At 65.7% G+C, this 19,101-nt stretch carries 15 protein-coding genes; 8 read left to right on the top strand and 7 right to left on the bottom strand.

Features of this window, described 5'->3' with window-relative positions; all coding sequences use genetic code 11:
- Positions 1-92 precede the first annotated feature (92 nt).
- On the top strand, positions 93-1,778 hold the full coding sequence (locus LJ656_RS12815) for a collagen-like triple helix repeat-containing protein (protein ID WP_230509768.1): 1,686 nt from the start codon (positions 93-95) through the stop codon (positions 1,776-1,778).
- 350 nt (positions 1,779-2,128) lie between these two features.
- Here LJ656_RS12815 and LJ656_RS12810 read toward each other — a convergent pair whose 3' ends face one another.
- On the bottom strand, positions 2,129-3,274 hold the full coding sequence (locus tag LJ656_RS12810) for a branched-chain amino acid ABC transporter substrate-binding protein (protein ID WP_230509767.1): 1,146 nt from the start codon (positions 3,272-3,274) through the stop codon (positions 2,129-2,131).
- Between the two features lie 452 nt (positions 3,275-3,726).
- Positions 3,727-4,104, bottom strand: a complete 378-nt coding sequence (locus tag LJ656_RS12805) for a hypothetical protein (protein ID WP_230509766.1) — start codon at positions 4,102-4,104, stop codon at positions 3,727-3,729.
- A 266-nt stretch (positions 4,105-4,370) separates the two neighbouring features.
- Between LJ656_RS12805 and LJ656_RS12800 the strand changes: the two genes are divergently transcribed.
- Together LJ656_RS12800 and LJ656_RS12795 are read left to right on the top strand one after the other, a co-directional pair.
- Entirely contained in the window at positions 4,371-5,069 is a 699-nt protein-coding gene (locus tag LJ656_RS12800) for a dienelactone hydrolase family protein (RefSeq protein ID WP_230509765.1), read from the top strand.
- Positions 5,070-5,231: 162 nt separating this feature from the next.
- The gene (locus LJ656_RS12795) at positions 5,232-6,824 is read left to right on the top strand and encodes an amidase (protein WP_230509764.1); all 1,593 of its coding nucleotides are present in this window, start codon (positions 5,232-5,234) and stop codon (positions 6,822-6,824) included.
- Between the two features lie 43 nt (positions 6,825-6,867).
- On the opposite strand, the gene LJ656_RS12790 is transcribed toward LJ656_RS12795, so the two are convergent.
- The 4 genes from LJ656_RS12790 to LJ656_RS12775 all read right to left on the bottom strand — a co-directional run bounded on the left by LJ656_RS12790 (position 6,868) and on the right by LJ656_RS12775 (position 11,502).
- A complete protein-coding gene (locus tag LJ656_RS12790) occupies positions 6,868-8,160 on the bottom strand; it encodes an MFS transporter (protein WP_230509763.1) in 1,293 nt (430 codons plus the stop codon).
- Positions 8,161-8,481: 321 nt separating this feature from the next.
- Positions 8,482-8,793, bottom strand: coding sequence for a high-potential iron-sulfur protein (locus tag LJ656_RS12785; RefSeq protein ID WP_230509762.1), 312 nt, complete (start codon positions 8,791-8,793; stop codon positions 8,482-8,484).
- A 211-nt stretch (positions 8,794-9,004) separates the two neighbouring features.
- Entirely contained in the window at positions 9,005-10,111 is a 1,107-nt protein-coding gene (locus LJ656_RS12780) for an NAD(P)/FAD-dependent oxidoreductase (protein ID WP_230509761.1), read from the bottom strand.
- Positions 10,112-10,524: 413 nt separating this feature from the next.
- A complete protein-coding gene (locus tag LJ656_RS12775; RefSeq protein WP_230509760.1) occupies positions 10,525-11,502 on the bottom strand; it encodes an AAA family ATPase in 978 nt (325 codons plus the stop codon).
- Positions 11,503-11,912: 410 nt separating this feature from the next.
- Here LJ656_RS12775 and LJ656_RS12770 point away from each other — a divergent pair, with 410 nt between their 5' ends.
- Both LJ656_RS12770 and LJ656_RS12765 read left to right on the top strand, forming a co-directional pair.
- A complete protein-coding gene (locus LJ656_RS12770) occupies positions 11,913-12,533 on the top strand; it encodes a hypothetical protein (RefSeq protein ID WP_230509759.1) in 621 nt (206 codons plus the stop codon).
- A 67-nt stretch (positions 12,534-12,600) separates the two neighbouring features.
- Positions 12,601-13,398: an endonuclease/exonuclease/phosphatase family protein gene (locus LJ656_RS12765; RefSeq protein ID WP_230509758.1), complete on the top strand. Its 798-nt coding sequence runs from the start codon at positions 12,601-12,603 to the stop codon at positions 13,396-13,398.
- A gap of 35 nt (positions 13,399-13,433) precedes the next feature.
- Here LJ656_RS12765 and LJ656_RS12760 read toward each other — a convergent pair whose 3' ends face one another.
- On the bottom strand, positions 13,434-14,459 hold the full coding sequence (locus LJ656_RS12760; protein ID WP_230509757.1) for an aldose 1-epimerase: 1,026 nt from the start codon (positions 14,457-14,459) through the stop codon (positions 13,434-13,436).
- Between the two features lie 339 nt (positions 14,460-14,798).
- On the opposite strand from LJ656_RS12760, the gene LJ656_RS12755 reads away from it, so the two are divergent.
- The 3 genes from LJ656_RS12755 (at position 14,799) to LJ656_RS12745 (ending at position 19,012) form a co-directional block, all read left to right on the top strand.
- Positions 14,799-15,851 (top strand): LacI family DNA-binding transcriptional regulator, encoded by a 1,053-nt coding sequence (locus tag LJ656_RS12755; protein WP_230509811.1) that lies wholly within the window; start codon positions 14,799-14,801, stop codon positions 15,849-15,851.
- A 179-nt stretch (positions 15,852-16,030) separates the two neighbouring features.
- Complete coding sequence (locus LJ656_RS12750) at positions 16,031-17,050, top strand: ABC transporter substrate-binding protein (RefSeq protein WP_230509756.1); 1,020 nt, start codon at positions 16,031-16,033, stop codon at positions 17,048-17,050.
- Positions 17,051-17,446: 396 nt separating this feature from the next.
- Positions 17,447-19,012 carry a sugar ABC transporter ATP-binding protein gene (locus LJ656_RS12745; RefSeq protein WP_230509810.1) on the top strand — a complete coding sequence of 522 codons (1,566 nt, stop codon included), beginning with the start codon at positions 17,447-17,449 and terminating at the stop codon, positions 19,010-19,012.
- The last annotated feature ends 89 nt before the right edge of the window (positions 19,013-19,101 follow it).

The raw sequence follows: 19,101 nt of genomic DNA, 5'->3' as shown, positions 1-19,101 counted from the left end.
AAGTTTTCCCTTGCCGCCCGGCAGCCCATAAAATTGGCATAGGCTTTGCAGTTAGCTCCCCAGCAATTTCCACATTACGAGGGGAGCCCAACATGCATCGCACATTCAAACTGACAGCCGGCGCGCTGTGCCTGTCATCGATAATCGTCCTCACCGGCTGCGGAAGCACCCTTACTCAACCGCACGTCCCGAGCGGCGCGAACGGCGGGTCTAGCAGCGGGTCCAGCGGTGCGTCGAGCAGTGGATCGAGCAGTGGATCGAGCAGCGGCTCAAGCAGTGGTTCGAGCAGCGGTTCAAGCAGCGGTTCAAGCAGCGGCTCGAGCAGCGGTTCAAGCAGTGGTTCAAGCAGTGGTTCAAGCAGTGGTTCGAGCAGCGGTTCAAGCAGTGGCTCCAGCAGCGGCACCACCAGCGCCAACCCCGTCGGTGTCGTCGTGCAGAACACCGGCAACGTCGTCACCGCGACCGGCCAGACCGTGTCGGCGGTCGGCAGCCAGATCACTTCGACGTCGATCCCCGGCACCAACGCCGCGACCGCCGGTGCGCTCGGCGGCGTCGTCACAAACCTCGGCAACGGCGTGACCGCGCTCGGCAGCGGCGTCGCGAACGGCCTCGGCCAGCTCGGCAATTCGACCGATCCGCTCGGCACCACCCTCTCCAGCAGCGGCAACCTCGTCGCCGATGCGGGCCAGGCAGTCAACAGCGCCGGCCAACTGGTGACCAGCCTCGGCAGCGGCTCGACCTCGGCCCTCAGCCCGCTGACGACGCCGCTCGGCAGCGTCGTATCGACGCTCGGCAACACGGTGACAACGGTCGGCACCGACCTGGGTACCGCGTTGTCGACCGGCCCGGTCCAGCAACTCACGCAGGGCGTCAGCACCGCGATCACGCCGATCACCGCGACGCTCGCGCAAACGACCCAGACCGTCGGCGACACGACCGGCCTCGGCACGCCGCTGAACGGCCTGCTGGCGACGCTCGGTCACGGCCTCGACAGCGCCGGCAACAAGATCAGCAGCGCCACCGACAATGCGATCGGCCAGAACGTGGGCAACGTCGTCACGAAACTCGGCGACACGGTGACGTCCGCGGGCGGCCTGCTGACCGCGGGCGGCAGCAGCAGCGGCAATCCGCTGTCCGGCCTGACGGGCCTGCTCAATCCGGGCGGCGGCAGCGGCACGTCGAGCGATCCGCTCGCCTCGGTGACCGGCCTGCTGACCGCGCTGCCCAGCACGCTGAGCAGCGGCCTGACCGGCGACGGCAGCTCCGGCAGCGGCCCGCTCGCGCCGCTGACCAATGTAGTGTCGTCGCTGACCGGCACGCTCGGCGGCGCCGGCAGCAGCGGCTCGGGTAGCGCGCTCGCGCCGCTGACCAATGTAGTGTCGTCGCTGACCGGCACGCTCGGCGGCGCCGGCAGCAGCGGCTCGGGTAGCGCACTCGCGCCGCTGACCAATGTCGTCACGACGGTGACCGGCACGTTCACCAGCGCGCTGAGCGGCGCGACTTCGAGCAGCAGCGGCGGCAGCAATCCACTCGCACCGGTGACATCGGCAGTGACGTCGCTCACCAGCGCGCTCGGCTCGGCGACCGGCGGTAGCTCGGGTAGCAGCACGAGCGGCACGAGCAGTGCGCTCGCGCCGGTCACCACGCTGTTGACCACGGTAACGAGCACGCTGACGACGACCGTCGGCGGCGTCGCGAGCACCGCCGGCGGCAGCACGGGCAGCAGCTCCGGCGGCGGTCTGCTGAGCGGCCTCACCAACCTGACCGCGAAGAAGTGATCAACAAGAAAAACGACAGCAGATAAAGGCGCGGTGGCAACAAGCGCCATAGGGAGGGTGGCGAGCCGGGCAACCGGCTCGCCATTTTTTACGTCGCGCCGCTTGGCGCAATTGGCGGCACGGGACGTTCGGCCGCGCGTGACTTGCGGCAATCGCCGCGCAATAGCGCGGTACCGGATCGCCCCCGCCAGATCGCGGAACATAGTTCGGGATCCGTAGCGTAGCGACTGACAGAGAACCGGTGACGCGTAGCAAACCCGAGAAAAGAAAAAAGGCACGCAAGCCTCACGGCCTGCGTGCCTTCAACCAGCGAAACGAAGGACGGCTAAGCGCCTTCGCTCAAACCGGATTTACATCTTCACGACGTCGAGCAGCGTCTTCTTGCCCGACTTGTAGTTGTACAGCGAGATCACGCCGTGTTGCAGATCGCCCTTCGCGTCGAAGGTCGTTTCGCCGATCACGCCCTTGTAGTCGGTCGTCGGCATCGCGGCGAGGATCTTCGCCGGATCGGTCGAGTTCGAGCGCTTCATCGCGTCGACGATGATGTACACCGCGTCATATGTGAACGGCGCGTAGATCTGGATCGGCTGACCGAAGCGCTTCTCGTACTTGCCTTCGAACGCCTTGCCGCCCGCCATCTTCTCGAGCGCCATGCCGGCTTCCGAGCAGACGATGTTGTCGGTCGCGTCGCCGGCGAGATCCGACAGCTTGTCGGTACACACGCCGTCGCCCGCCAGCACCTTCGCGCGCAGGCCGAGCTGCTTCGCCTGCTTCGCGAACGGGCCGCCGGTTGCGTCCATGCCGCCGTACATGATCGCGTCGGGGTTTTCACCCTTGATCTTGGTCAGAATCGCGCGGAAATCGACCGCCTTGTCGTTGGTCGCGTCGTGCGACACGACCTTCAGGCCAAGCGATTTCGCGGTCTTCTCGAATTCGTTCGCGAGGCCCTGGCCGTACGCGGTCGAGTCGTCGACGATCGCCACCGACTTGATCTTCAGGTCCTTGGCCGCGTAGTTCGCGAGCGCCGGGCCTTGCTGAGCGTCGGTCGCGACGACGCGGTACGTCGTCTTGAAGCCTTGCTGCGTATAAGCCGGGTTCGTCGCCGACGGCGAGATCTGCACGATGCCCGCATCGCTATAGATCTTCGACGCCGGAATCGAGGTGCCCGAATTCAGGTGGCCGACCACGGCGACGACCTTGTCGTCGACGAGTTTCTGCGCAACCTGCGTGGCCGTGCGGGGGTCGGCCGCATCGTCCTGCGCGTCCAGCTGCAGCGTGACCTTCTGGCCGCCGATCGTGAGACCCTTCGCGTTGATTTCCTCGACGGCGAGGCGCGCGCCGTTTTCGTTGTCCTTACCCAGGTGAGCGATACCGCCAGTCAACGGCGCAACGTGACCGATCTTGACGACCGTGTCGGCAGCGGCCGATGTTGCCAACGTCGCGAACAGCATCGCCGCGGCGCTGATCGGCAACAGCTTTTGAATTTTGATGTTCATGTAAGTCTCCAGTTTCGGTCAAAACAACGTAATCGCCCTGTGCCCCGCTTCCCAAACTCGTGTCGTTCAGTCCCGTGGACGACCACGCCGGTTGCATCGTTCATGCACTTGGCCCGCACGTTTGCCGAACCGTTTGTGGCGGTTGGCAACCCGTACTTGCGCGCAAGTGTAGGTGATCAAATTAATTTGGGGGAGTTTTTTGAGAAAGTGGGAACAACACTAATAGCGTTGTTCCCAACCGAGTCGCTCCCGGCGTCGGCGAACGGGCCGGAAAGCTACGGCTGGCGCGGGTTTCCGCTAATTGATGGGTTTCACTGCAAGCGCTGATTCAGCGTTTTTCCGGCTTGAGGCGCGGGCGATTCGAAGGTTTTTTCAACCGGAAGATGTGGCGCGCCGCACAGCTTTGTGAGCATGCCGAAAACAATTAAATCAAACTTAAATCCACACTCTTCTCAATGCTTTAATGCGGCGTTATACAGCGCGCAACTGCGCGCGACTTCTGGGCCGTTGCGCAGACGCGGGTTTTCCATAACTTTAGAATCGCGCGCTCCCGCTAGCCCGCAAACGCGGCGCGCGCAACATACATGGCAGTCCCAACTATGCGGATGGCGTGCATCCTCAACCGGTCCGTTCCTCGCCGCCGCCAGCACTCCAAACGTAAAATCCGCAACCGCCACGCGCAGCGGCAAGCGCGCCGCGCGAACGCCGTCACAAAACAGCCTTGATTCATGCCGGATTCCGTTGCGGCGCGCCGCCGGTGTCAATGCGTCGATTGCCGTTTCAATGCGCTCGCAAACGTATGCGTGATCTGCTGGCGCGATGTTTTCCACGTATTTCCGGCAGCGATACACCCACGCTTGCGATCACGCCAACCGCAGCCGCACATGTCGTCACGGAGAAAGAATGAATGCCCGCTGATTTTCAATCGCCTTACTAAATCCAGCTCGCGCGATGCATGCCGCAAGGCCCCGCCGAGCCTTACTGCAAGCGGTTTCTTTTGATGGCAAACTGACCGCCCGCTTCAGAGGCCCCGGGCCTCTGGCGTTTCGTACACACCGACCTCGCGCGGCGCTCGCGCGAGTCTATGGAGAACAGCATGAGCACGACTTCCCGATGGATCGACATCCCCGCCGGCGACGACAGTTTCGGCGGCTACCTCGCGCTGCCGAAGGGCGGTAAGGGCCCGGCGGTCATCATCATTCAGGAAATCTTCGGCGTGAACAGCCATATCCGCTCGGTCGCCGATCAGTATGCGGCGGACGGCTATGTGGCGCTCGCGCCGGATGTGTTCTGGCGCGTGCAGCCGCGCGTCGAATTGACGTATGACGGCAAGGACCGCGAAAAAGGCATCGAACTGATGCAGAAGACCAGGCTCGACGACGCGGTCGCCGACATCGGCTCCGCCGCCGCCGCGTTGCGCGCGCTGCCGGAAGTGACCGGCAAGGTCGCGGCGATCGGCTACTGCTTCGGCGGCCGGCTCGCGTATCTCGCCGCGGCGGCCGGTTCGGTCGACGCCGCGATCGCCTACTACGGCGGCGGCATCCACACGCATCTGGACAAGGCCGCGGACGTGAAGGTGCCGATCCAGTTCCACTACGGCGAACTCGATGCGCACATTCCGATGTCGGACATCGGCCAGATCCAGGAGCGCTTCGCCGGCCGCGCGGACGTGCAGTTCAACATCTACCCGAACGCCGACCACGGCTTCAACTGCTCGGAGCGCGCGTCGTACAACCAGCACGCTTCGGCGTTGGCGCATGGCCGCACGCTGACGTTCCTCGGCGAGCGGATGTAAGCGCGGGCGCCGCGGCGCGGCCTGCGCTAGCCGCCGCAATTCAGGTACGCTCCGAAAGACGGTGTGTCGGCGACACGCCGTCTTTTTTCATTGGCGGCACCGGGACCGCGCGAGCGCAAGCCCGGCCGCCAAACCGACACCGACCGCGAGGGCCCTTTAGCCGTGCAATCAGACTATCTCGCTCATGACGCCATCGGCCTTGCCGAACTCGTGCGCACGCGCCAGGTCAGCGCGCGCGAATTGATCGACGCGGCCATCTCGCGCACCGAAGCGGTCAATCCCGCGATCAACGCGGTGGTGTTGAAGGATTACGACGCGGCGCGCCAGCGTGCATCGCGCGCCGACGCCGACAGCGCGCAGGATGCGAACAGCCTGAACGGCGTGAATGGCGCGAGCGGCGCGAACGCAATGAACGGAACGAACGCCGCGAGCGCGAGCGGCAGCCAGGCCGCCGACGCCCTGCCCACCCACGCCGCACTCGCCGGCGTGCCGTTCATGATCAAGGATCTCGCGCCGATCGCCGGCCTGCGGATGGCGATGGGCAGCCGTCACTACCGCCATTTCATTCCAGGCGAGGACGCGCCGGTCGTCGCGCTCGCCAAAGCGGCCGGCCTGAACATCTTCGCGAAGACCAGCACCTCCGAGCTAGGCCAGATGCCTTATACGGAGACCGAACTATTCGGCCCCTGCCGCAATCCGTGGAATCTCGATCACACGCCCGGCGGCTCCAGCGGCGGCGCCGCCGCGGCGGTCGCGGCCGGCATCGTGCCGCTCGCGCATGCGTCGGACGGCGGCGGCTCGATCCGCATTCCGGCGTCGTGCTGCGGATTGTTCGGCCTGAAACCGTCGCGCGGCCGCGTGCCGCGCGCGGGTGAGCCCGGCCCCGGCGAACTCGGCGTCGACCTCGCGATTTCGCGCAGCGTGCGCGACAGCGCGCTGCTGCTCGATCTGCTGTCGGGCAATGCTGAGCGCGACGCCGGCGCGCCCGGCACGTTCCTCGGCGCAAGCCGCGAGCCGTGCAAGCCGCTGACGGTCGCGTACGTGACCGAATCGATGCTCGCGCCGTCGTTATCGGCGGATGTCCGAGCCGCGCTCGACGACGCCGCGCAACTCGCGAGCTCGCTCGGCCATCGCGTCGAACCGGTGTCGCTCGGCATCGATTTCGCCGCGGTCGGTCACGCGTTTCTGACGCTGTGGTCCGTGAGCGCCGAGCAGATGGTGCTGAACGCGGAGCGCATCACCGGTCGCAAACCGCAGCGCGACGAGTTCGAAATCTCGACGTGGACGATGGCGCACGTCGGCCGCAAGCTCGGCGAGCAGGGCTTGCCGGCCGCGCTCGAAGAACAGCGCCGCATCACCGAACGCCTGACCGGTCTGCTGAACCGCTACGACGTGCTGCTGTGCGCGACGCTCGCGGCCGCGCCGATCAAGATCGGCGAAATGCACCCCACGTCACTGGAGCGCGCGCAAATGCGCGCGGTCACAACGGTGCCGCTCGAAGCGCTGATGAAAAAGCTGCTGCTCGAAACCTCGAGCAGGGCGTTCGCGTGGGCCGGCTGCACCGAGCTATTCAACCTGAGCGGGCAGCCGGCGATGTCGGTGCCGCTCTACTGGAACGCGCGCGGACTGCCGATCGGCGTACAGTTCGCGGCGCGTGTCGGCGGCGAGGCGACGCTGTTGCGACTCGCCGCGCAACTCGAAGCGGCGCGGCCGTGGTTCGACCGGCGGCCGCCGTTGCTCAACGCACAGCGCTAGAACGATCGCGCTGTCGTCAGCCAGAAGGAAACGCCAGGAAAACTCAAGCCGGCTTGCGCTGCGCATCCAGATCGACATGCCGCTGCCCTGGAATACACGCGACCGCGACGATCGACAACGCAAGCCCCGCCATCACGTACCACACCGGCGCGAGCGGCGAGCCGGTGGTCTTGATCAGCCACGTGACGGCGAACGGCCCGAAGCCGCCGAACACCATCACCGCGACGTTATACGCGAGCGACAATCCGATCGAGCGCACGTTAGCCGGAAACAGCTCGGCGATCAGCGCGCCGAACGGACCGTAGTAGCCCGATAGCGTGATCGACAGCACCGCCTGCACGAGCACCAGCTTCGACACGCTCGGCTCGGCCGCGAGCCACGCGAACAGCGGATAGATCAACACGAAGGTCAGCACCAGCGACCACAGCGACAGACCCTTGCGGCCGATCCGGTCCGACCACGCACCGGTCAGTGGAGACAGCACGGTCAACAGCAGATTGCCGACGATCACCGCATAGAACGACTGCGCGAACGGCAGCTTCAGCTGCTTGACCGCGAAGGTCGGCAGATAGGTGATCAGCACATAGATCGTCACGGTCAGCGCGATCACCGCGCCGAGTCCGCACAGCAAGTTGCGGCTATGGCTCGCGAACACTTCGCGCAGCGTCGCGCGCGGCGCGTTCTTTTGCGCGAGCAGAAAGACTTCGGAATCGCGCAGATGGCGGCGAATATAAAAGCCGACCGGCCCGATGAGCAGACCGATGAGGAACGGCACACGCCAGCCCCACGACTTCAGCGCGTCGGGCGACAGACCGCGCGTGATCGATGCGCCGACCACCGCGCCGAGCAGCAGCGCCGCGGCCTGGCTCGCCATCTGCCAGCTGCCGTAGAAGCCGCGCTTCGAGAACGGCGCCGCCTCGATCAGCAACGCGGTCGAGCTGCCGAACTCACCGCCGGCGGAAAAGCCCTGCAACAGACGCCCGAGCACGACGATCAACGGCGCGGCGATACCGATCGCCGAATACGGCGGCGCCAGCGCGAGCAGGAGAATGCCGCACGTCATCAGCGCGATCACCAGCGACAGCGCCGCCTTGCGGCCGGCGCGATCCGCGTAGAGTCCGAGCACGATGCCGCCGATCGGCCGCATCACGAAAGCGACGCCGAAGGTTGCGGTAGTCAGGAGAATTGACGAATAGTCGCTGGCGGCGGGAAAGAACAGCTGGGCGATCACCACCGTCAGAAAACCGAATACGGTGAAGTCGTACCATTCGAGCGCGTTGCCGATCACCGCCGCGACGACTGCGCGGGTGTTGAGGCTCCTCGACGCGGGTGCCATGCGAACTCTCCGCCTGCGAAAAAGTGTCCCCGGGTCAGCGAAACTGACTGCCATTTCGAAGCGGGTGGGAATGCGCCGAGCGCCGCTGTCCATGTCGATGCGCGAGAAAAGTCGCGCTGATACCAGCAACCGCCTTGGAGTGTAAGGAGGGGCTAAACGGTTTTCAAGCCGTTTTCATCTCGTTTGGAGACCTCGGCAACGCACCGCGCAATGCCTGCTGCGCGCGGCGCGGCAGGCATCCGAAACTTCACGAGCCGAAGCCGCGCCGCACGTTGCGGCCCGGAGCGCAATGGCCGGTCCGGGCCTCGGGCGAAACCCGCTTCAGGCCTTCTTGTTATAGGCGCTGCACCAACCTTTGGCCGCGACCTGTTTGCCGGCGAACATCGGGCAGCCGCCGTAGGCGTCGCCCGCCTTGCCCTGGAAGAAGCTGCAGTTGCCGCAGTCCTGGCCCGCCGCGAACTTGGCGAACTTGGCCTTGTCGACCTTGCTCGCGTCCTCGCGGTAGCCAAGCGCCTGCGCGGTCGGGTCGGATTCGGAGACTTTCGGCGCATCGGCGAACGCCTGGCGCGACAGCGCGAACGTCGAGGCCACACCGATACTGGTGATCAAAAACGTACGACGGGAAGATCTCATGGGAACTCACTCCATTTATATGGCAACCACGCCGTTCTGATGACAGCGTTCGCCAAGCATAGCAATGAAGCAGCCCGGCGTGAGCGTCCAATGATGGAGATAAGTGCGGCGGTGGGAGCGCGGGGCTGCCCGCGTTCGGCTGCGGGTGCATCCTCAGGCGCGTCCTCAGATGCGTCCCGAGGTGCGTCCGACGATGCGCCCGCGGCTCGCTTCACGCGTGCCCGCTCAGTTCGCAGACCCGCTGCGCGATCGCCAACGACGCGGTCAAACCCGGCGATTCGATCCCGAACAGATTGACGAGCCCGCGCACGCCATGCGCGGCCGGTCCCTGGAGCACGAAGTCCGCGGCGCTCTCGCCCGGGCCGGACAGCTTCGGACGGATACCCGCGTACGCGGGCTGCAACGCGCCGTCGGGCAATGCCGGCCAGTACGCGCGGATCGCCGCGTAAAACGACTCGGCGCGGCGCGGATCGACGTCGTAATTGATCGTGTCGACCCACTCGACGTCCGGACCGAAGCGCGCCTGACCGCCGAGGTCGATGGTCAGATGCACGCCCAAACCGGCCTCGTTCGGCATCGGATAGATCAGCCGGCTGAACGGCGCACGGCCCGAGATGCTGAAGTAGTTGCCGCGCGCGAAATACAGCGGCGGCACGTGACGCACGTCGAGCCCGCGAATCTTGCGCGCCAGCACGTTGGCGTACAGGCCCGCGCTGTTGATCACGCAGGCCGCGCTAACCGTAGTCGGCGCCGCGCCGCCGACCGCGATCGTGAAGCGGCCGTTGCGCGCCTCGATCGTCTCGACCGGCGCGTGAAACGCAAAGATCGCGCCGTCACGCTCGGCGTCTCCCTGCAACGCGAGCATTAGTTGATGACTATCGACGATCCCGGTCTGCGGCGAGAACACCGCCTCCACGCACTCGAGCGCCGGTTCGAGCGCCTGCGCCTGATCGCCGGTGATACGCATCAGGTCGAGCACGCCGTTGTCGCGTCCCTTGGCGATGATGCTTTCGAGCTGCGGAATCTGATTGCGCGCGGTCGCGACCAGCAGCTTGCCGCAGCGCGAATGCGGCACGTTGCGCTCGGCGCAGTAGTCGTACAGCATTTCGCGGCCGCGCACGCACAGCGTCGCCTTCAGCGAGCCGCGCGGATAGTACAGGCCCGCGTGAATCACTTCGCTGTTGCGCGAACTGGTGCCCACTCCGATTGCCTCGGCTGCCTCCAGCACGATCACCTCGCGCCCGCGCGCCGCCAGCGCGCGCGCCGTCGCGAGGCCGATCACGCCGGCGCCGATCACTACACATTCGATCTGATCCATATCCGTTGACGCGGCCCGACTTCGCCGCGCGCTGCCTCGTTCAGCCGATGGGGAGAAAGACTGGATGCGGCGCCTCGGTGGCGCTTTCGCTGTTTATCGAGTGCATCTGTCCGCTGGAATCTGTTTTGCGTTTGCCTGGGTTTGCCGCCTGGATGTGCGTCGGTTTATTCGGCTCTGCTGATACCGTTTTATCACCACCACGCAAAATTGTACGACGCAGTACAGACTGAAACGGCACTCGACCGCGCTCGCGGAGCGCGGCCCGGCATCCCTCTACCGGGCGCGCGCGGGCACATATCTCAAAACTAGCAACAATTGCCTTGGCATTCACTGCGCGACCGGTACGAATTGCCCATCATTTATATGCGAATCGCATTTATAGCGGTTTTGGGCCTGAAAATGGCCGGAAAACCTCAAAAACCGATCGGTTTTCGCCGGTTTCCGTAATCGAGCCGGATGTCGGCCGCCTCGATGTGGTCGCGTCCGGCGATCCGCGCCGCGCCGAAGCCGTTCAGGATGGCCCGGCGCATCGCGCGCGGCGAGGCGGGCTTGAGCGCGTCGAGCGCCGCGTCGCCGAGCTGCTCGGGAAAGCGCAGGCCCCAGTTGTGCGCGCAACGGATTTCGTCATAGATCGCCTGCGCGATGCGCCGTGCGCCCGCATGATCGGGTGGCGGAATCTCGTAGACATTCATCCGGTTCAGGATCGGCTCCGGAATCGCGCGTTCGTCGTTGGCGGTCGCGATCCAGATCACGTTGCCCGCGTTGATCGGAATTTCGGCGAATTCGTCGATGAAGCTCTGCGCGGTGTCGTGCTCCAGCAGCGCGTACAGCGCGCCGAGCGGATCGTATTGCGAGTCGCCGGTGGCCTTGTCGATTTCGTCGACGACTATCACCGGGTTCGCGTAGCTGCCGTTCACGAGCGCATCGAACACCTTGCCCGGCTTCGCGTTCTTCCATTGCGACGACGCGCCCGACAGAATCCAGCCCGCGGTTAGCGAACTCATCGCGACGTACTGATACGCGGTGCCGAGCAGCCGCGCCAGTTGCTTCGCGAAATGGGTCTTGCCGATGCCGGGGTCGCCGAGCAGCAGGATCGGCATCAGTTCGAGCCGGTCCTCCGTTTCGAGGCACAGCGCGACCTGCTTGCGGATGTCGTCGAGCGGCGCGGAAAAGTTCGGCAGCGCGTCGATCAGATCGTCGATCGACGGCATCCGGTTCGGCTTCACGCAGAAGCGCAGATTGCCGGTTTTCAGCATCTTTTCGTAAGTGGCGCGCAGCGCCTCGTTGGCGCCGTCACCGAGACCGTTCAGCGCGGTTTCGACCTGATCGAGGTCGTACACCCGGCTAAACGATGCCACCGCGATTTCCTGTTTGACCATTGCCGTCGTCATCGCTCACCCCGTCTGCTTGATGCTGCGTGTTGCTGCTGCGGCGGCGCCCTGTGGGTGCCGGTTCGAATCCAGTGTAGCGATGACATAAACACGTGCAAGCCAGCAGTCGGGCGGCTCTGCTGCTAACAGCCTCGCCGGGGGTTGGGCCCGCCACGTGCGGCGCGCGGTTCGGTGTGCGCGGCGGTCCGTGCGTGTTGCCGCGCTTGCAGCCGCGCCTGTTGCCGCGCTTGTTTCCGCGTTTGCTGTCCTTATCTGAAATGGAGTATTGCTGAACCGGCCCGGGCCCACGATGTCAGAAAATCGTTTCGGCCATCGGGGGTAAGATGGCTCACTGTTTCGAATACCTGAAAAACGACACCACCCCGACCCAGACACGGTACCGGCCGATGTCGTGAGCGGAGATTCCCGATATGTGGAAAACCAGTATCGCGGCCTTGCTGCTTGGCGCTTCGTTGCTCGCGCACGCGCAACAACGACCAGGCCAGCAGGCCGTGCAATGGCAATTACAGGTGCTCAAGGACGGTCAGCAGATCGACTCGTTCGAGGGCACCACCACCGTGGGCCAGGCGCGCACGGATACCCACCACCAGGTGATCCAGCACAACGTCGGTTGCAAGGATCAGCCGGCCGGCAGCATCGACCTGTCGCGCACGATCACGCTATCGCCGCTGCGCGTGGATCCGCAGGGCGTGATGCTGTCGATCGACACCCAGGAAACGCTCGAAAGCGACAGCGCGCAGCGCACCGACATCGGCTGCAAGCTGCCGCCGCAGCCGCGTCAGGTGAATGCAAGCCATCCGGGCCTCGTGGTGCCACCCGATCAATGGGCGAGCTGGACGATCGTCGCGAGCAATCCGAACCTCGTTTATCGCGTGCATGCGAACGTCGTGAACAACGGCGCGAACGGCAACGGCGCGATGAACGGCAACGGCGGCGCCGCCGGCGGCATCGCAAACAGTCCCGCTAGCGACACTGCTGCGGGCACGGCTAGCGGCACGACCATCGCCGTTCCCCCCGGCAAATCGAACTGACATGAACAGCGAACGTGAACCACGCGCCTTCGCGGCGCCCTCAACCAGAACACGTGGATAACGCCGCATGCGAAACCCAGAAGAATTGATCCGCGATAACTTCGCGCCGAACGACTTCGTCGCGGTGAGCTGGAACCTGCACAAGGGCCGCACGCCGCTTGGCTTCCAGGCCTGGCAGGCGATGCAGCGCTGGGTCCAGTCGACTCACGCGGACGCCTATTTCCTGCAGGAAGCGATGGCGCGGCGGATGCCGTCGCCAGTGACCGCCACCAGCTTCGGCGCGCCGATCGACGACCCGCTAGCCGACGTCTGGCATTGCCAGGCGACCGAAATCGCGCGCGCGCTCGAACTCGAAGTGGCGCTCGGCCCCAATGTGTTCAAGCCGTCGTGGCGGCACGGCAATGCAATCTTGTCGCCGCATCCGCTCGACCTCGGCGGCCGCTGGGATATTTCCGCGCACCGCTTCGAGAAGCGCGGGCTGCTGGTCGCGCGCGCGACCTTCGGCGGCCGGCTCGTCACGCTGCTGTGCGCGCATCTGGCGCTGACGCGTCCGGCGCGCTTGCGGCAGATGAACTGGATCGCGCACTGGATCGCGAAGGAAGCGCCGGCCGGCCCGCTCGTGCTGGCCGGCGACTTCAACGACTGGCGCAACGACTCGGTGCCGCTGTTTCGCGAGCATGGCCTGCAGGAAGTCGCCACGCTGCTCGGCGAGCCGGCGCGCACGTTTCCGGCGTTCTCGCCGGCGCTGTCGCTGGACAAGATGTTCGTGCGCGGGATGCAGCCGATCGAATGGATCCAGCCGACGCAGGAGACTGCGTGGCTGTCGGATCATTTGCCTTATATGGCGCGATTGCGGGTTGAGTGAAGCGGGTTGAGTGAAGCGGATGAAGGACCGGGCCCTCACCCCTCCCGCCGCGGCGTCCACGTCAGCGCCGCCTCGATCTCCTCTCCGGGCTGCAGCACGCAGCCGCCGACCTGCTCGCGCAGCCCCGCCTCCCCGAACGTGTTGAAGCAGTCGGTCGTATTGGTGACCGGCTCCACGCACAGCTGCGGATCGTTGGCCGGCGCGAACACCACCATGTGATCGAACGGCGCGTCCGCACGCATCGTCAGGCTGCGGCGTTCGTCGGGCCATGCGATCGTCGCCTCGCGCGTCCAGTTCGCGAAGTTGTTGTCGAGATCGAACGCATCGGGCGACATGCCGGCGCGCAACGCGTCGACCGCCGGATGCGGGCCGAGATGAGTCGGCAGCACCGCGGCATCGGCGTGCCACATCGCCTGCACGTCGGCATGCACGCGGGTCGCTTGGGTGCGCGGATAGTACGGGTGATGGCCCATCCCGAACGGCATCGGCCGATCGTCGAGGTTCTGCGCCCACATCGTGATCCGCAGGCCGCCGTCGCGCAACTCGATCCGCTGGCGCGCGCGATAGCGGAACGGCCAGTCGCCGCGCACCCGCGCATCCGGTTCGTGCTCGAAATGCAGGTCGAGTGAACTTTCGCTATGCGCGCCGACCCGCCACGGCTGCCGCCACGCGTTGCCGTGCAGCGCATGCGCGAAGCGCGGGTCGTTGCCGGCGAGATCGATCGCCCGGCCGTCGAACTCGAAACGCGCGTCGCGAATCCGGTTGCAATACGGAAACAACGGAAAGCTCGCCATTTGCAGCGGATCGCGCTGCGCGAACGCGTCCGCCGTGGCCGGCCGCAGCCAGTGCAGCGGACCGGCGGGCGTGACTTCATAGAAAGCCGCGAGCGCGCCGCCCACGTCGGGCGCGAGCACCGCGCGCAACGGGCCCGCCGACACCGCGATGGTCCGCGCGACGATCGCAGGATCGTCGAGCCACGACAATTGCCAGCCGGCTTGCGCGACCGCGTGCGGCGCGTCCGGCGCCGGCGGCTGCGTCGGATGCACGGAAACGTCGCGCATGATCAACAAACGAAAAACCGCAAGCGGATGGCGGCACCAACGTGCATTCGTCTCTCCTGTAACGTGCCGCGCACAGCACGCGGCCGGCGGGCGTCCTCTAGCCCGCCCGGGCGAGAATCGCACGAGAGCGGCCGCGCAGTCAATATTATTAGTAATAAATTTGACGAAAGAACCGGTAATTCGCCGTAAACCCGTTCCCAGATGTCGGTCAGCGCGCGTTGCCGCACGCATATTATTAGTGGTACCGTCATCGGCATGATGCCCAGCCGCATCCCCATGCTTTAGCGCCGCCTCGCCGCGGCCCGCACAATGAAAAAATCGACTCAACGCCGTCCGACCATGACCGACATCGCCAAGCTCAGCGGCGTGTCGCAATCCACCGTTTCGCTGGTACTGAACAACGCGGCCGGCGCGAAATTTTCCGAAGCCACCCGCAACAAGGTGTTGAAGGCCGCACACGATCTCGGCTACCGGCTGTCGCTGCGCGAGCCGGTGCCGGCCTCGGGCGACGAGCGCAACCTGATCGTCTATCTGGCCGACGAAATTTCGACCAGCCCGCATCCGGTCGTCAACGCCGACGGCGCGCGCGACGCCGCCTACGCGAACGGCAAGATGCTGGCGGTCTACTCGACCCACGGCAACGCCGACATCGAAAAACAGGTGCTCGACACGGTGCTGACCAATCCGCACGTGTTCGGCGTGATCTACGCGACCGTCTACACCCGCAAGGTCGCGCCGCCGGCCGCGCTGTCGCAGGTGCCGACCGTGCTGCTGAACTGCTACACCGGCGACAACGCGTTTTCGTCAGTGGTGCCGGCCGAAGTGGCCGGCGGCCATCTCGCGACCGACTATCTGCTGCAAGCCGGCCACCGGCGGATCGGCTACATCAACGGCGAGCCGTGGCAGGACGCCGCGAAGGACCGCCTGAAGGGCTACCGCACCGCGCTCGCAACCGCGGACCTGCCTTACGCGCCCGAACTGGTGCGCGACGGCGACTGGAGCTCGGGTCTGGGCTTCGAGCTGACGCTGTCGCTGATGCGCGAAGCGAATCCGCCCACCGCGATCTTCTGCGCGAACGATCTGACCGCGATCGGCGCGATCGAAGCGCTCAAGCAGCTCGGCATGCGGGTGCCCGAAGACGTGTCGGTGCTCGGCTACGACGACCAGGAAATCGCCCGCCACACCCACCCGCCGCTGTCCACCGTAGTGCTGCCGAACTACGAGCTCGGCCGCTGGGCGGTCGAGACGCTGCTGCAGGAAGAACACAACCGCCTCGCCGGCGCGCCGGTCCGGCATCGCACGGTCAAGCTCGACGGCCCGCTGGTCGAACGCGCATCGGTCAGGGTAATTACCGAGGCGAAAGCGCCGATAATTAATAATATTAGTGATTGACCGATAATAATTCCAGGTGGAATAATCGGCACGTCGGGTCGGGAAGGACGAACGCTCGCGAGTAATAGGCTCGTCGGGCGTCGCCGGGACAACATGCGCCGGACCTCCCGCACGACAGACGGCAATGCGGGCAGCACAAAAAGCAAATACACAACCCTCACCGGTTACTGGAGGAAGACATGGCGTCGCTCAACACGCAGTCGCGCGGTCACGCGCGCAAGCAACAGATCCGTCCGCTGGCAGCTTCTCTGCTGGCTCTGGCAATCGGTTTCGGTGGCGCGGTGGCGCACGCCGACGACGCATTGCCGAAGTTGCCGAGCAAGACCCCGTTGAAGGTCGGCTTCGCGCAAACCGAAAGCAATAACCCGTGGCGTCTGGCCGAAACGAAGAGCTTCAAGGACGTCGCCGCGAAGTGCGGCTGGCAGGTCGTGATGACCGACGCCAATGGTTCGAACTCCAAACAGGTTTCCGACATCCAGAGCATGATCGCGCAGCACGTCGATCTGCTGGTGTTCCCGCCGCGCGAGGAAAAGCCGCTGGCGCCGATCGTGTTGCAGGCTAAAAAAGCCGGCATTCCGGTGATCCTCGTCGACCGCGACGTCGATCAGTCGGTCGCGAAAGCGGGCCGCGACTACATCACCTTCATCGGCTCGGACTTCATCGATCAGGGCCACCGCGCAGCCGACTGGCTCGTCACGGCGACCGGCGGCAAGGCGAAGATCATCGAACTCGAAGGCACGACCGGCGCGTCGGCCGCGAACGATCGCAAGAAGGGCTTCGACGAAGTGATCGCGAAGAATTCGGGCATGACGATCATCGCGTCGCAAAGCGGCGACTTCGCGCGCGACAAGGGCCGTCAGGTGATGGAAACGCTGTTGCAGGCGCATCCGGACGTGACCGCGGTGTACGCGCACAACGACGAAATGGCGCTCGGCGCGATCGCCGCGATCAAGGCGGCCGGCAAGCAGCCGGGCAAGGACATCCAGATTGTCACGATCGACGGCACCAAAGGCGGCATGGACGCGATCGCCGCCGGCGAACTCGGCGCGAGCGTGCAGTCGAGCCCGTTCTTCGGCCCGCTCGCGTGCGACGTCGCGCAGCGCTACGCGAAGGGCGAAAAGATCCCGACGTGGGTCAAGGTGTCGGATCGCTTCTACGACAAGAGCAACGTGCAACAGAGCATGCAGTACGGCTATTGAGCGCGAACCCGGGGCAGCGCGCGTGAACGCGGCGCTCGCTTCAGCGGCTTCCCCGGCGCCGGCTACAGCGTTGTAGCAGGAAGTCACCCGCCTTCCAATGAAGGTCTCCTCGTCGGGCGGGTGGCGGGAAGGGTTCGAAGCGACGCGCCCGTCACGCACGGACCGTCGCTTCGTTTTTATGCGGCGTAACCGGGGTCGCCACGCCCCGCCCCGTTGGTCCGGCGCGCAGGCGCCGCGGACCCGCGCCGGACACGCCGCGCATCCCGCCCCGCTGTAACTCAACGCCAACCGACGTAATCCCGGCACCACCGGCAGCATCCGCACCAGGAGAACACCGTGACGGAATCCGGCACGCACCCGCGTCACTCCCCTCTTACCCGTCCCCCGCTGCTCGAGATGCAGGACATCGGCATCAGCTTCGGCGGTGTACCCGCGCTGCGCGGCGCCAACCTGAGCGTCGCCGCGGGCGAAGTCCACGCGCTGATCGGCCAGAACGGCGCCGGCAAATCGACGCTGATCAAGATCCTGACCGGCGCGTATCGGCGCGGCTCGGGCAGCGTGCGCTTCGAAGGCCGCGAAGTCGATTTCCGCACCCCGAAGCAGGCACGCGGGGCGGGCATCAGCACGATCTACCAGGAAATAAACCTGGTGCCGTTCCGCTCGGTCGCGGAAAACATCTTTCTGGGCCGCGAGCCGCGCCGCTTCGGCCTGATCGACTGGCGCACGGTGCAGCAGCGCGCTAGCGCGCTGCTCGAATCGTTCGGGTTGCAAATCGATGTGAAGAAACCGGTCGGCCGCTATTCGACCGCGATCCAGCAGATGGTCGCGCTCGCGCGGGCGGTGTCGTCGGACGCGAAGATGGTGATCATGGACGAGTCGACCTCGTCGCTCGACGAACGCGAAGTCGAGCTGCTGTTTACGGTCGTGCGCAAGCTGCGCGACGACGGCCGCGCGGTGATCTTCGTCTCGCACCGGCTCGACGAACTGTATGCGCTGTGCGATCGCGTGACTGTGATGCGCGACGGCCAGACGGTCGCGCAAAGCACGATGGCGGAAATGGACAAACTGCAACTGGTCACCACGATGCTCGGCCGCACGCTCGCCGCGGTGGTGCAGGAAGACACCGCGTCGCGCGAAGCGAACCTCGCCAAGCGCGGCAAGCAGGTGCTCGGCGCGAGCCAGCTCGGCGCACCGCCGAAGGTCAACGGCGTCTCGCTCGACGTGCACGCGGGCGAAGCGGTCGGCCTCGCTGGTCTGCTCGGCTCGGGCCGCACGGAGACGATGCGGCTGATGTTCGGCGCCGATCCGCTTGCGCAAGGATCTCTTTCGATCGGCGGCGAGGCGGTCGCGCTGAAGTCGCCGCAGGACGCGATCGCGCGCGGTCTCGCGTATCTGACCGAGGACCGCAAGGGCGAAGGGATCGTGCCGGAACTGTCGGTACGCGACAACCTCACGCTGGTCTGTCTGCGCACGCTCGCGAAAAACGGCGTGGTCGACGTGAAGAAGCAGCAGGCGATCGTCGATCGCTTCATCGCGTCGCTCGGCATCAAGCTGCGCTCGGCCGATCAACCGATCCGCGAACTGTCCGGCGGCAACCAGCAGAAGGTGCTGCTCGCGCGCTGGCTCGCGGCGCAGCCGGCGCTGCTGCTGCTCGACGAGCCGACCCGCGGGATCGACGTCGGCGCGAAGGCCGACGTCGCGAAGATCGTGCGCGAGTTGCGCGACGCGGGGCTCGCGGTGCTGCTGTCGGCATCGGAACTCGAAGAACTGACCGCGGTCGCGGACCGCGCGGTGGTGATCCGCGACGGCCGCACGGTCGCCGAACTGAACGGCGCCGAGATGAGCGAGACCGCGATCATGGACGCGATCGCGTACGGCAGCGAGGGCCACTCGGCGCTCGCCGACGCAGCGCAATCGGCACATATCGAAGACGCGTTGGGAGGCGACCGTCATGGCGCTTAAGCTTCATTCAAATTCGCTGCCGGCCGAGGCGCCGGGCGCCGCTGCGCCGTTGCAGTCGGCGGCCACCCCGCGCACGCGCGCATCGAGCA

Source organism: Paraburkholderia sejongensis, assembly GCF_020880815.1.
In the GTDB taxonomy this organism is placed as follows: Bacteria; Pseudomonadota; Gammaproteobacteria; order Burkholderiales; family Burkholderiaceae; genus Paraburkholderia; species Paraburkholderia sejongensis.
The sequence above is the reverse complement of the archived record's forward strand: the minus strand, read 5'-3'. Positions and strand labels throughout refer to the sequence as shown.